This window comes from Agrobacterium sp. 10T429, from assembly GCF_056393925.1.
The window spans coordinates 118,189-131,052 of the sequence record NZ_JBFTGV010000003.1; the positions used below are offsets into that span (position 1 = coordinate 118,189).

A 12,864-nucleotide genomic window follows, 5' to 3' on the forward strand; every position below is an offset into this window, starting at 1 on the left:
GCATTTCCGGACACAAACCGCGATGCGGTTTCTACCGGAAATGCTCTAATGCAAGCTTCCGAGGCGCTCCAGTGCCTCGGAAAATCCCTGTCCCTGCAACTGGAACGAAACCGTTCGGCCCTGCAGATCGGGGGCCTCTATTGTCAGGGTTTGTCCGGCCTTCAGCGCGGTTACAAGTTCGACGAACGGCGTGAAGGAAACGATGCAGCCCACGGGCAGACACGTGCTGACCTGAACTTCCTGCAACCGCACATTTCCGGATTTTACCGAAAACAGCTTTGTGACGGCAAGGCCGAAAGGCATGACCATGGTGCCGGAAAGCTTACCCGGCGTCCCGACATCATCCAGGCGGAACTCGACGGAGACGACCAATTTGCGTGTCTTCTCCTCAAGCTGGACCTGAGCGATGGCGCAAAGAGGTTTTGCCGTCTCCGCAACCGGCGTACTGGCGTCATTATCATCTTTTTTCGCAGGCGCGACGCAAGCAAGCTGCCAACTCCCGTGAACCTCACGCAACGGCGCGTCCGCCTTTTTTTCTGCATCTTGCGCGGGAGCATCGCCTGCCACCAAACCGGCGGACAGGAACACCGTGAGAGCCGTTTTCCAAAGCGTGTTTTGACTGCGCTTCATCAGAAACGAACTCCAAGTTGGGCTGAAGCAGATTGATCCAGCAGACCCGCGCCAAAAACCGCGCCGTAACGGAATGTCAAGGTGGCGGATGGGTTGAGATTGTAGCTAAGTCCCAGATTGATCAATGCCACGTCGCGCGCCATGGCAGCACTTGTCACAGAAAACGCACTGCCACCATCGTAGAACAGTGCGCTCTCCATCATCGGATCGCCATAGGCATGACGCCACCCGATATCGAGTATCGCGCGTCCAAGCATCCCCTCCAACGCAATGTCACGGCTGATGCGCGCCCCGAGCGTCGAATAAAACTCGTCGTGGCTGACGGCACCCGAAGAGACGGCGGCGATACCGCCCATCTCCCGGAAAGCATCCGTCCGCGTATTCACGTAAGCGATATTGGCGTAAGGCTCGATATGGGTGAGATCAAAATCGAACCGCCAGGCGGCTTCGGCAAAGACCTGCGTGGTGGAAGCGTCGTAACCAGCGGTTAGGTCCTCCTTCAATGTTGAAAAAGAAACCGCCCGGCGGGTTTCGACATCCTGAAAGGCGTGGGTTGCACCAAGACGCAGGGATGCAGGGCCAATTGTTTTGCCCGCATAACCCGCCACATAGTAGCTGTCTACGTCAGCAGATGCAGCAGGAGAACCCTGGCTGATCACATCGCGGCCGTAACCGGCCGCCACCCCGGCACGCCAGCCATCAGCCAGATCTCCGTCAACACCAAAGAGGACGCCGCCGCCCTTCATCTCGGCCGATGCGCCGTTTCCATCGCCATCGATGCGGCCGCGAGAGCCGAAACCACTGGACCAGAACGTGAGTGAACCCTCGTCAATGTCAAACGGGTTTGATCCGCCTTCAGCATAGGCGACCGGCAGGATCGGGCGCGCATCGACACCTTCGAAAGCACTGCGCAGCCGGTTGAAAATGACATCGCGGGTGAGTTGGCTGCGGTTGATCAAAGCCATGGCAAGCGAGGGATGAATTTCCCCGGCAAGCTGCGCGAAGGCGGATTGGGTTTCGCCCTGCTGCAGAAACACTGCCGCCTCGTAGAGCGGCGAGCTTTCCCCAAGCGCCTCTATGGCGTTGGCGGCCCCGCGCGCATTGGCCGTCGATGTTTCAGCGGCCAGAAAGCCGGCATCCGGTGATGCCCGGGCGAAGGAAAGATAAGTGCTGCCGTCGTCGGCACTCCGGGCTAACCTTGCGGTCAGATAGGCGAAATTTTCGCCGACACTTGAAAACGTACCGGTAATTCCACCCGTTGCCGTCAGGATCGTGTAGCGGGTGCTGAGGCTATAGGCAGTTTGGTTCGCCAGCGACGTAACGACAAGACTGACATCATTGTCGATAGTGATGGTTCCGGTCACGGCAAGCCTGTCGGAATTGCCGGCGGCGTCGATTTCAACCTCATAGCGAGAGCCACTAGCAAATGTTGCGCTGCCCGTGGAAGCCAGCGTGCCGATCGAATTGCCGGGCGCGAGCGTGCCACCCGAGCCGACAGTCAGGCCGCCGATGGTGCCGGAGCCCCCGAGTGTGGCACCGGTACCGACCGAAACAGCGCTTGCAAGCGAGCCATTGACGCTGAGCTTTCCAGAGGAAACCGCAGTGGTGCCCGTATAGGTACTATTTCCGGCCAAGACCAGATTACCATCGCCGGTCTTTTCAAAGGTGCCAGTACCGCTGATGGCATTGGAAAGCGTGCCGGCACCATCGACAACGAGTTGCGCATCGTTGGCGATGCCGCCCGAGCCGAAACTTTTTGAGTTGCCTTTCAGCGTGCCGGAGGAAATCGTGGTGCCGCCGGAATAGCTGTTATTGCCGCCAAGCGTTGTGACGCCAGCTTCGGCAACGACTTTGCCCGCACCTGAAATATCGGCGGAGAGTATATAGCCGGTCTCGGAATGGTTGAAGACGATGCTGCCGTTGCCTGCACCGAAAGCAATCGTGCGCGCTTCCAACGCACCGGCTGAGCGGGCGGTTTGGCCCGCGGCAGCTCCGATGTTGAGCACCCCTGTGGAACCCGCCGATGCGGCAATGAGAATAGTGGGCGCAGCCAGCGAGGCTCCGCCGGTTATCTCCACGGAACCGTTTCCGGCATAGCCGACGACCATGAGATTGCCAACCGCAACGCGCGATCCCACACCGCTGACCAGAACGTTTCCATTCGATCCCGCCGCACTGCCCGCATAGAGATCATAGGCATCAAGCGATCCGCCATTCGTAACGGTCAAGCTTCCGGAACCTTCAAAACCCACATCAACGGAGCCGGAGTTCACAACGCCGTTGTCGATATAAGCGGTGACGTTCGAACCCGCTCCTGTGATCGTCATCGTGCCGGAGGAACCGGCAAGATCACCGAGCATCACCTTGGCAGCTTTGATACCGCCGCCAGCGCTGACCGACACATTTCCTGTAGCCCCGCCTCCGTATCCGACAAAAAACGTTCCGGTCATCGCCCAGCTCGATCCGTCGCCCGCCACCGTTACGGTGGAAGTGGAACCGCCATGGGCCGCAACATAGCCGTCGCGGCTTTCCACCGTGCCACCGGCCTCGACGGTCATGGAACCGTTGCCGTCAAGGCCGACATTGAGATCGGCGCGGCTTTGCAATTTGCTGCCGGCACCGGATACCCGGGCGGAACCGGTACCACCGGCATTTGCTCCGATGATAATATTCGCTGCATCGACAAGGCCGCCGCCCGTGACCGCCAGCGAACCCGTGCCATTCACCCCCATCTCGAGATCACCACGGTTGACTGTCCAGACCGACCGCTGCCCGTCCACAACGGCAGCGCCGGTCGCGCCCGCCACAACGCCGAGCTGCGCCGCCGTGCTATCCACGGAGCCACCTGCCAGGACGTTGAGCTTGCCGTTGCCAGCGGCACCGCCCGGATCGGCGGTGTCGCCGCCGATCTGCAGATTGCCGGTCCTCCAGTTGGAGCCGTCGCCGGTCACGGTCGCCTCACTCACCGAGTGGCGACCGATAATGGCTTCGCCACTGGTGACGGTCCCCGCAGCCTCGACCAGAAGCTTCGCAGCGCCCGAATTGCCGACGACAAGTGCGCCGCCGCTTCGCAGTGAAGAGTTGAGGCGGCTGACCGTGACAGAACTTCCGTCCGCAGAAGCCAGATTGGCAATCACCGTCGTTGTCTGACTGATGACCGTGCCGCCACCGGTTACGGTGAGCTTACCAACGCCTGCTTCGCCAACGACCATATCCCCGGACATGGTCCAGTGGCTGTCTTCACCGGAAACCAGCGCGGTTCCCGTCGTGCCGAGGTCTTCGGCCAGAACGCCTCTCGCGCTGTAAAGCTCGCTGGCGCCGAGCACCTCCAGATTTCCACCGCCGCCAGCTCCTGAAGACGACCCGCTCACAAAAACGGTGTCGGAAGTCGTGAGAGTGGAAGAGTTATCGAGTTTGAGGGAGCCATTTCCAGTCCCGCTTCCGCCAATAAGGACGTTCTTCGACGATGCCGTCGTGCCGTGCAAAAGGGAAAGGTTACCCACGCCGCTGCCACCGATGGAGACATCACCGTCATTCTGCCATTTCGCACCGATGAAACTTGCGGTGCCGGACGCGCCACTGACAGCGCCGAGAAAAACTGAATCTGTCTGCAAGCCGCCCTGCACTACCAGCGTGCCGGCCCCTGGCGCGGTGCCTATCAACAATTCACGGGCTTTGGCGCTCGTCCCTATCGTAATGACCGGGCCGTAGGTATCGATCATCACATCATCGCTGGCACCAGGCACGCGGCGCGACGGACCCCAGTCCGCGTCGGCAAACCAGTCACCCCCATCGGACCCCGTCCAGAGCAACGTTTCGGCGATAGCCTCCGATGTAGCGGCAAGCGAAAATATAAAGAAAAAAAGACCCGCCGTACCGCAGACGAAAAGCCTGCTTGGCGTCAAGGCACGCATTTCCGCTGTCGGACAGGTTTCCCCTTCCGAAACATGGCAGAAACAAGCGGACATTCAGTCTCCCTAACCCGCGCGACGTGCGGTCTTCCTTTGATCGAGCGAATCATTTTGTGAATCAGATCAACTACGCCAGTTTGAAAGATGATTTCCAGTATGAACAGCGCAAAGCGTGGTTTTTACTGACAGACGAAACAAAAACGGAGCACGACAGGCGTGCTCCGTTAAATAAGCAACAGATGGCTGGAGTAAATCTCTGCCGAGATCGAACGGGAAAATCCCGTTCTGCCTACTGCTTTGAAAACCGCCCGAAGGCTCCGCCTGAAAAGCACAGGGGATCGCCATCGCGGTGGGCGGCACGCAGCACTTCGCCGACGATGATGGTGTGATCGCCCGCATCGTGGGCTGCCGCCTGCCGGCATTCGAAACGGGCGAGCGTGCCCGGAATGACCGGAACGCCCTCGTCGTTGATTTCCCAGTCAAGATCGTCAAATGCGCGGCCGTTGCGGGTGAAGCGGGCGCTCAGCACGTCCTGATCTGCGCTCAGCACATGGATGGCGAAATGCGTTGCGCCGCTGAAGGCCGGATAGCGCGATGAATTTTTGGCAGGCGACCACAGCACCAGCGGCGGATCGAGCGATACCGACGCGAAGCTGTTGACCGTCATTCCGATCGGCCCTTCGGGCGTCGTTGCCGTCACCACCGTCACGCCGGTGGTGAAAGCGCCGAGCGCATTGCGAAAGCTGCGGCTGTTTTCGCCGCCGGGAACAAATACATGCTCATTGGGCATTTTGATCGCTTCTGCGACTGTCATCACGGCACCTCGCTTCCAATTGCAAGTGTGTAAAGCTCAAACCAGGTCTGGCGGTCGATGGTGACGCGCAGGGCATCGGCCGCCGTTTTTATGCGCTGAATATTGTTGGTGCCGAGCACGGGCACGATCTTTGCCGGATGCCGCAGCAGCCAGGCGATGGCAACGGCAGTGGCATCGACGCCCTGCTCGTTGCCGATGCGCTGCAGGGCAGCCATGGTTCCACCATGCGCACCGGAAAACAGCGAACCGCCGCCAAGCGGCGACCACGCCATCGGTGAAACGCGCTTTTCCTGCAGGAAGGCCAGATCGCCATTGGTGAAGTTATCGGTCGCAAGCAAGCTCATTTCGATCTGGTTCGTAACCAGCCTATTGCTCATAGCCGATTGCAGCAGGGCGAAATCCCACGGGCGGAAATTGGAAACGCCCACGGCCTTGACCTTGCCGGACGCTACCAGTGCATCGAGCGCCTTGCCGGTTTCTTCGGGATCGATCAGCGGATCGGGCCGGTGGATCAGCAACAGATCGACACGATCTGTGCCCATGTCACGCAAGGAGGCCTCGACTGAAGCGTTGATATGGCCAGCCGTGGTATCGTAATGCTTGACGCGGGCGGATGAGTGACGCCCGGCTGGCGCCACGATGCCGCATTTCGTCACGATCTCGATCTTGTCGCGAAGGGATGGAGCTGCCTTGAGGCCGGCACCCAGAATGGCTTCCGCCGTGTATCCACCGTATATATCAGCCTGATCCATGGTGGTGATGCCCTGCTCCAGGCAGGCTTCGATCTTTGCCTGTACATGGGAAGGCGAAGTATCAGCATCGTCGCCGATGCGCCACATGCCGTAAACGATGCGGCTAAGTTCCAGGTTTTCAGAAAGAGCGATACGTTCCATCAGTGGCGTTCCCCGTTGCCCAGCGGCGTGGCAGGTGTTTCAGAAGGCACCCGGCCGTATGCATGCGGCAGGGAGCAGGTTTTCATTTGCGGCAGGACCTTGGTTCCGAAGTGTTCAGCCTCGTCGAGATGCGGATAACCCGAGAGGATGAAGGCGCGAATACCCATTTTCTGGTATTCCTCCAGCGCCGAAAGGACCTTGTCGGTGGAGCCGACGAGCGCTGCACCACAGCCGGAGCGCGCCCGGCCGATGCCGGTCCACAGGTTTGGTTCGACATAACCGAACTTGTCGGCCAGTTCTCGGGCCCGCGCCTGATGCGATACACCGAGTGAGCCGCTGTCGTGGGCGCGGTTGCGGATCAGCTGGCCATACTCGTCATCGAGCTTCGAAACCAGATGCTCGGCATATTCGCGCGCTTCCTGTTCGGTATCGCGCACGACCATGTGGACTCGCAGGCCGTAATCCAGCGTGCGGCCATGGGCTGCGGCACGCTCATGGGCAGCGCGCATGCGGTCTGCGAGCTGGTCTTTCGTTTCGGGCCACATCAGATACACGTCGCATTGCGCGCCGCACAGCTCCAGCGCATCCGGCGAATAACCGCCGAAATAGAGCAGCGGACCGCCATTCTGCTGGTACGGACGTGCAGGCTCGGTGGAGACACCCTTGAACTGGTAGATCTCGCCGTCATGGTCAATCGTGTCACGGGTCCAGGCCTGGCGCAAAATCTGCACGACTTCATGGCTGCGTTTGTAGCGAAACGCGCTGTCAGCCACCTCGCCGGGAAAATCGGAGCTGATGACGTTGAGCGTCAGGCGGCCCTTCAACATGTGATCGAGCGTCGCCACCGTACGCGCCAGCATGATCGGCTGCATTTCGCCGCAACGGATTGCAGCAAGGAAATTGATGCGGTCACTGATCGGAGCGCAACCCGCCACGAAGCTCAACGTGTCCTGGCCGACCTGATAGGAAGAGGGGCAGAGAATGTTGCGAAAACCGAGTTCCTCGGCCTTTTTGACGATATCCGAGCAATGTTCGAAGCTGGAGCGCAGGCTGCCATCCGGCACGCCCAGATAGGCGTAATCATCGGAACAAAGGGCAGAAAACCAGGAGACCTCGGCAGCATCGAGATCAGCGGATGTAACGGGTACGACGGTCATGCAATTCCTCCTCAAGGCGCTCTCGTTTTTCTTGCATAACATCAAGAAATATGTAAATCAATGATGTATCAATTTTTGTTTTGCGGAGGGGATGGCATCATGAAACACACGGGCGGCAGCCTGCCTATGTATTTGCAGATCGCCGAAATGCTGGTGCGCGAAGTCGCTGCGGGCCGTCTGACAGATGGTGAAAAGCTTGCTCCCGAAAGGGATATGGCAGCCGATCTCGGCATTGCTGTCGGCACGCTTCGCAAGGCGCTTGCGGAGTTGCAGGAGCGTGGACTGCTGGAGCGTGTGCAGGGTTCCGGCAATTATATCCGCGCGGTCAGCGATCCCCAGAGCGTTTATGCCTTCTTCCGGCTGGAGATGATCGAGGGCGGTGGCCTGCCAACGGCGGAGGTGCTGGATGTTGCGCGCCTTGCCAAGCCATCCACCCTGCCCGCCTTTGGCACATCGCCGGAAGGCCACCGCATCCGCCGCCTGAGGCGTATCGCGGGGAAACCGGCGGCAATCGAGGAGATCTGGCTAGACGGTTCCTATGTCGACACGATTACCATCGAGAACCTGTCGGAATCGCTCTATCTCTACTATCGCACCCGCCTCAATCTCTGGATATCGAAGGCAGAAGACCGCATCGACCTCGGGGAAGTGCCAGAATGGGCGCCTGCACAATTCGGCCAGAAACCCGGCGCGTCGGTGCCGCGGGTCCTTCGCCTGAGCCAGGGTCAGGACGGAGCCGTGGCTGAAGTCTCATGGACATGGTTCGACCACACCGTCGCACGGTACGTTTCACGCATACGTTGAAAACGCACGAAATTCGCGTGATCCACATGGACAGAGAAAATTGACCGCAGGCAAGGAAGCCGCGACCTGCCACGCAGGGGTTTTCGTTGAAATATTTCTACAAATCAAAGCTTTGCCGGTTTTTGATTTCTGTCAGAAATAAAATTGATACACTATTGATTTCCTTTTGACGAAAGGTAATATCACGGGCCTAGGGAGACAGGCGTTTGGCCGTCCCACGATATCGCCGGACGATCGGGATGATTTTTTCGAAAAGCGATGCGTGGATTTGAAGGTTGATGCCGGGTTTGCGTTCATCCGATTTTGGACGCCCCGGACGTGAGGAGGAAAAGATGGCTTCAGTCAGCCTGCGCAAGCTGGACAAGAGTTACGGTGCCCTGCGCATCGTCAAGGGTATCGACCTTGAAATCAACGATGGTGAATTCGTGGTTTTCGTCGGCCCCTCCGGCTGCGGAAAATCCACGACGTTGCGCATGGTCGCCGGGCTGGAAAGCATCAGCGGCGGTGAGGTGATGATCGGCGACCGCGTTGTCAACAAACTGCCGCCGCGCGAGCGTGACATCGCCATGGTGTTTCAGGACTACGCGCTTTACCCGCACAAGACGGTGCGTGAAAACATGGGTTTCAGCCTGAAGGTACGTGGTGTAAGCGCCTCGCAGGCCAATGCCAGCATTGATGAGGCAGCGAATATGCTGGGCATCAGCCATCTGCTGGACCGTCGTCCGGGCCAGCTTTCCGGCGGCCAGCGCCAGCGCGTGGCCATGGGTCGCGCCATCGTGCGCCGCCCGCAGGTGTTCCTGTTCGACGAGCCGCTTTCCAACCTCGACGCAAAACTGCGCGGACAGGTTCGCACGGAAATCAAGCGCCTGCACCAGCAGCTCGGCACCACCATCATCTACGTGACGCATGATCAGGTGGAGGCGATGACGCTGGCTGACCGCATCGTCATTCTGCGTGGCGGCGATATCGAGCAGGTGGGCACGCCGGACGAGGTCTATAACCGTCCGGAAAGCGTGTTCGTCGGCGGTTTCGTCGGTGCGCCTGCCATGAATTTCGCCCGCGCCAGAGTGACCGGCGACAGGCTGACATTTACGGACGGCAACTCTCTTCCACTGGCAGCAATCAGACCGTCCCGTGAAACGGCGCTCGATGGACGGGAGGTCATCGTCGGCATTCGCCCTGAACATTTCGGTCCTGCCGGGGGATTTGACACACAGCTCTCCGTCAAGGTGCAGGTGGTGGAGCCTTTGGGGTCGGATACGCTGGTGCATTTCACCCTCGGTGATGCGGCGCTGACAGCGAGAATGCCGCCAGAGATGAAACCGGCTCCGAATGAGGAACTGAAGATCGGCCTCGACCCATCGAAGGTGCACCTGTTCGACGTGACGACGGAACGCTCCATTCAGTGACAGGATCGGGCCGCCACCGGCCCGGCTTCAAGATTTCAATAACGGGAGGAAAACATGAAATTCAAAGCCCTTACGGGAGCGGCGCTCTGCGCAACGATGCTCAGCTTTTCGGGACAGGCCTTTGCCGACGCCGAACTCAAAATCTTCGTTTCCAGCCAGCATCAACCCGACGTGTGGCGCAAGGCGCTCGATCAATATGAGGCGAAGACGCCGGGCGTGAAAGTCGTGATCGAGACCGGCGGTAACACCTCCGAAATGCAGGCGCAATATCTCAACACCGTCATGTCTGCCAAGGATTCGAGCCTTGACGTGCTGATGCTCGATGTCATCCGTCCCGCACAATTCGCAACCGCTGGCTGGACCAGCGATTTCTCCGGCAAGGACTTGTCCGCCTACCTGCCGACCTATGCAGAAGCAAACACCGTGAACGGCAAGATCGTGGCGCTGCCGGCGTTCGCCGATTCCATGTTCCTCTACTATCGCAAGGACTTGCTGGACAAATACGGCATCCAGCCGCCGACCACCTGGGATGAGCTGAAGGAAGCCTCAAAAAAGGTGATGGAGGGCGAAAAGAACCCCGAACTTCAGGGCCTCTCCTTCCAGGGTAAGGCCATCGAAGGTGCGGTATGCACGTTCCTGCTGCCCTACTGGAGCGAAGGCAAGTCGCTGGTTCAAAACGGCAAGCTGAATTTCGACAATCAGGCGGCCGTGGATTCGCTGAAGCTCTGGAAAAGCTTCGTCGACGAAGGCATTTCCAAGAAGAACATTTCCGAAGTTGCGACCGACGACACGCGCAAGGAATTCCAGGCGGGCAAGGTTCTCTTCGCCGTCAACTGGTCCTACGCCTGGACCCATTTTCAGGGCAAGGAATCCCAAGTGAACGACAAGGTTGGCGTCGCCCGGTTGCCGGCCGTCAAGGGCGGAGAGCAGACGACGTGCCTCGGCGGCTGGGAATTCGGCGTTTCCGCCTATTCCAAGCAGCAGGACGAAGCCAAGAAACTGGTGGAATATCTGTCCAGCCAGGATGTTTCGAAGTTCATGGCCATCAATGCCGCGCTGCTGCCCACCTATGCCTCGCTCTACAAGGATGCTGATGTGACCAAGTCCATCCCTTGGTTTGCGGATGCTCTTCCGGTTGTTGAAACGGCAAAGGCCCGTCCGGTCACACCGCGTTACAACGAGGTCAGCGAAACGATCCGCACCACCGTCAATGGCGTGCTTGCGGGCGTGATGTCGCCGGAAGACGGCGCAAAGCAGATGGAAAGCCGTCTGCGCCGCGTATTGCGCTAAGCCCTGTGGCCGGGGGCGGCATGCAGGACATGCCGTTGCCGGCCCGTTTGGCCGAACCAGTGAAAATCGCCTGAACGGCGCGATAAACGGGCCGGGACTTAACCGGTCTGATCGGGAGACGATGACGTGAATTCAGTTGCGGGAGTGGCAGACGTGACGATGCCGGAGAGAACAATGGTCAGGGTGGACGAGAAACCGCAGCCGCGCTGGACGCGGTGGCTCGATCTCGGTGACCGGTCGCTTGCCGTGCTTTTGCTGGCGCCTGCAGCCATTCTTCTTTCGCTTATCATCGTTTATCCGGTGGCGCGTCTCGTCTACACCTCGTTTTTCAGCCTTTCGCTGACATCGGGCCTGCCGGCGGAATTCATCGGCTTTGAAAACTACACGGCGATGCTCGATGACCCGATTTTCTGGGAAACGACCTGGAATACGGTGCTGATAACGCTGATAACGGTGCCGGGAGCGCTGTTCATGGGCCTGGGCCTTGCGCTCCTCGCAAACCTGCCGTTTTCGATGCAATGGCCGATGCGCCTGTCGCTGCTCATCCCCTGGGCGCTGCCTCTGTCGTTCGCCGGCCTCATCTTCGCGTGGTTTTTCCACTACGAATACGGCGTGGTCAACGATGTGCTGAACCGGCTGGGCTTTGAAGGCATCATCTGGTTCAACTCCCCGAACTGGGCCTTTGCGGCCATCTGCCTGACCATCATCTGGAAGACCTCCTCCTTCATGGCACTGATGATCCTTGCAGGGCTGCAAACCATTCCGCGCTCGCTTTATGAAGCCGCCGATGTGGATGGCGCCGGCAAGCTCAGGCAGTTCTTCGAGATCACGCTGCCGCTCCTAAAGCCCTCGATCGTCGTTGCTCTCATCTTCCGTACGATTACGGCGCTGCAGACCTTTGATATTCCATACATGATGACCGGCGGCGGCCCCGGCACATCAACCACGACGCTCGCCATGTACATTCACCAGAACACCGTTTCCTTCCTCGATCTCGGTTACGGTTCGGCACTGGCGGTCATGATGTTTGCGCTCTCCATGTGCGTCACCGCCGTTTATCTCCGCATTATCAGGACGAAGGACTGATCCCATGAGCACCGTTGCGACCTCCTCCGGTCTGTCCTCCTTCTTCTCCGGCAAGCCGCTGCGCTTCATTGCGGCCTCCATATTGCTGGTCAACGGCCTGTTTCCGGCAATATGGATCCTGTTCACCTCGCTGAAAACCGAAGCGGAACTGACGGTGAAACCGATCACATGGTTTCCGCATGCGCCGACGCTTGCCAATTACATGCAGGCCTTTTCCGACCAGCCGTTGCACCTCTTCCTGTTCAACAGCTTCATGGTCGCGCTGCTTTCCACGGCACTCACAATTCTGATTTCGGTGCTGGCAGCCTATGCGCTGGCGCGGCTCGATCTCAAGTACCGGGCGCTGATCCTCTCGCTCATCATCGCCGTTTCCACATTCCCGCTGGTAACGCTGCTGGTGCCTCTGTTCGAGATCATGCGTGCGCTCAACCTGCTCAATAGCTGGACCGCTCTTATACTGCCTTACACCGTGCTCTCCCTGCCGGTCTGCACGCTGATGCTGGTGTCCTTCTTCGAAAGCATCCCGCGCGATCTGGAAAACGCCGCCATGATTGATGGCTGCACCCGCATCGGCGCGCTGTTCAAGGTTGTCGTGCCGCTATGCGCGCCAGGCGTCTTCACCGCCGGTATTCTCGCTTTCGTGAACGCCTGGGACGAATTCCTGCTGGCGCTTTCCTTCAATTCCAATCCGGCACTGCGCACGCTGCCGGTCGGCATCCAGCTTTACCAGGGTGAGTTCGCTTTCCCCTGGCCCGTCATCTCGGCGGCGCTGGTGGTCGGCATCGTCCCGGTTGCGATCCTGATCGTCATCTTTCAGGAACGCGTCGTCTCCGGTCTCACCGCCGGCGGTCTTAAGGGTTAAACAGGTAT

At 59.2% G+C, this 12,864-nt stretch carries 10 protein-coding genes; 5 read left to right on the top strand and 5 right to left on the bottom strand.

Annotation, left to right across the window (positions count from 1 at the left end; translation table 11 throughout):
• Positions 1-45: 45 nt before the first annotated feature.
• From AC1DCP_RS09930 to AC1DCP_RS09950, 5 genes are all read right to left on the bottom strand, one after another.
• A complete protein-coding gene (locus tag AC1DCP_RS09930; RefSeq protein WP_112391211.1) occupies positions 46-630 on the bottom strand; it encodes an invasion associated locus B family protein in 585 nt (194 codons plus the stop codon).
• Positions 630-4,598, bottom strand: a complete 3,969-nt coding sequence (locus AC1DCP_RS09935) for an autotransporter domain-containing protein (RefSeq protein ID WP_476774248.1) — start codon at positions 4,596-4,598, stop codon at positions 630-632. The genes AC1DCP_RS09930 and AC1DCP_RS09935 overlap by 1 nt, the downstream gene beginning before the upstream one ends.
• Positions 4,599-4,830: 232 nt before the next feature.
• Positions 4,831-5,355, bottom strand: coding sequence for an NADH-dependent FMN reductase SmoA (smoA, locus tag AC1DCP_RS09940; RefSeq protein ID WP_013761544.1), 525 nt, complete (start codon positions 5,353-5,355; stop codon positions 4,831-4,833).
• Positions 5,355-6,248, bottom strand: a complete 894-nt coding sequence (locus AC1DCP_RS09945; RefSeq protein ID WP_035199429.1) for an aldo/keto reductase — start codon at positions 6,246-6,248, stop codon at positions 5,355-5,357. The genes smoA and AC1DCP_RS09945 overlap by 1 nt, the downstream gene beginning before the upstream one ends.
• On the bottom strand, positions 6,248-7,405 hold the full coding sequence (locus AC1DCP_RS09950) for an LLM class flavin-dependent oxidoreductase (RefSeq protein WP_003510817.1): 1,158 nt from the start codon (positions 7,403-7,405) through the stop codon (positions 6,248-6,250). Before AC1DCP_RS09950 ends, AC1DCP_RS09945 begins: the two co-directional genes overlap by 1 nt.
• A 99-nt stretch (positions 7,406-7,504) precedes the next feature.
• Between AC1DCP_RS09950 and AC1DCP_RS09955 the strand changes: the two genes are divergently transcribed.
• From AC1DCP_RS09955 to AC1DCP_RS09975, 5 genes are all read left to right on the top strand, one after another.
• Positions 7,505-8,209 (top strand): GntR family transcriptional regulator, encoded by a 705-nt coding sequence (locus AC1DCP_RS09955; protein WP_003510818.1) that lies wholly within the window; start codon positions 7,505-7,507, stop codon positions 8,207-8,209.
• A gap of 332 nt (positions 8,210-8,541) precedes the next feature.
• Complete coding sequence (locus tag AC1DCP_RS09960; RefSeq protein ID WP_003510819.1) at positions 8,542-9,618, top strand: ABC transporter ATP-binding protein; 1,077 nt, start codon at positions 8,542-8,544, stop codon at positions 9,616-9,618.
• A 54-nt stretch (positions 9,619-9,672) separates the two neighbouring features.
• Positions 9,673-10,908, top strand: a complete 1,236-nt coding sequence (locus AC1DCP_RS09965; protein WP_013761547.1) for an ABC transporter substrate-binding protein — start codon at positions 9,673-9,675, stop codon at positions 10,906-10,908.
• A 174-nt stretch (positions 10,909-11,082) separates the two neighbouring features.
• A complete protein-coding gene (locus AC1DCP_RS09970; protein WP_003510821.1) occupies positions 11,083-11,994 on the top strand; it encodes a carbohydrate ABC transporter permease in 912 nt (303 codons plus the stop codon).
• Between the two features lie 4 nt (positions 11,995-11,998).
• The gene (locus tag AC1DCP_RS09975) at positions 11,999-12,856 is read left to right on the top strand and encodes a carbohydrate ABC transporter permease (RefSeq protein ID WP_003500737.1); all 858 of its coding nucleotides are present in this window, start codon (positions 11,999-12,001) and stop codon (positions 12,854-12,856) included.
• Positions 12,857-12,864: the final 8 nt, after the last annotated feature.

Excerpts from the sequence above, each read along its gene's own strand:
- AC1DCP_RS09945 (WP_035199429.1), bottom strand. The coding sequence starts at position 6,248 with ATGGAACGTATCGCTCTTTCTGAAAACCTGGAACTTAGCCGCATCGTT.
- AC1DCP_RS09965 (WP_013761547.1), top strand. The coding sequence starts at position 9,673 with ATGAAATTCAAAGCCCTTACGGGAGCGGCGCTCTGCGCAACGATGCTC.
- AC1DCP_RS09955 (WP_003510818.1), top strand. The coding sequence starts at position 7,505 with ATGAAACACACGGGCGGCAGCCTGCCTATGTATTTGCAGATCGCCGAA.
- AC1DCP_RS09950 (WP_003510817.1), bottom strand. The coding sequence starts at position 7,405 with ATGACCGTCGTACCCGTTACATCCGCTGATCTCGATGCTGCCGAGGTC.
- AC1DCP_RS09930 (WP_112391211.1), bottom strand. The coding sequence starts at position 630 with ATGAAGCGCAGTCAAAACACGCTTTGGAAAACGGCTCTCACGGTGTTC.
- AC1DCP_RS09970 (WP_003510821.1), top strand. The coding sequence starts at position 11,083 with ATGGTCAGGGTGGACGAGAAACCGCAGCCGCGCTGGACGCGGTGGCTC.
- AC1DCP_RS09935 (WP_476774248.1), bottom strand. The coding sequence starts at position 4,598 with ATGTCCGCTTGTTTCTGCCATGTTTCGGAAGGGGAAACCTGTCCGACA.
- AC1DCP_RS09960 (WP_003510819.1), top strand. The coding sequence starts at position 8,542 with ATGGCTTCAGTCAGCCTGCGCAAGCTGGACAAGAGTTACGGTGCCCTG.
- AC1DCP_RS09975 (WP_003500737.1), top strand. The coding sequence starts at position 11,999 with ATGAGCACCGTTGCGACCTCCTCCGGTCTGTCCTCCTTCTTCTCCGGC.
- smoA (WP_013761544.1), bottom strand. The coding sequence starts at position 5,355 with ATGACAGTCGCAGAAGCGATCAAAATGCCCAATGAGCATGTATTTGTT.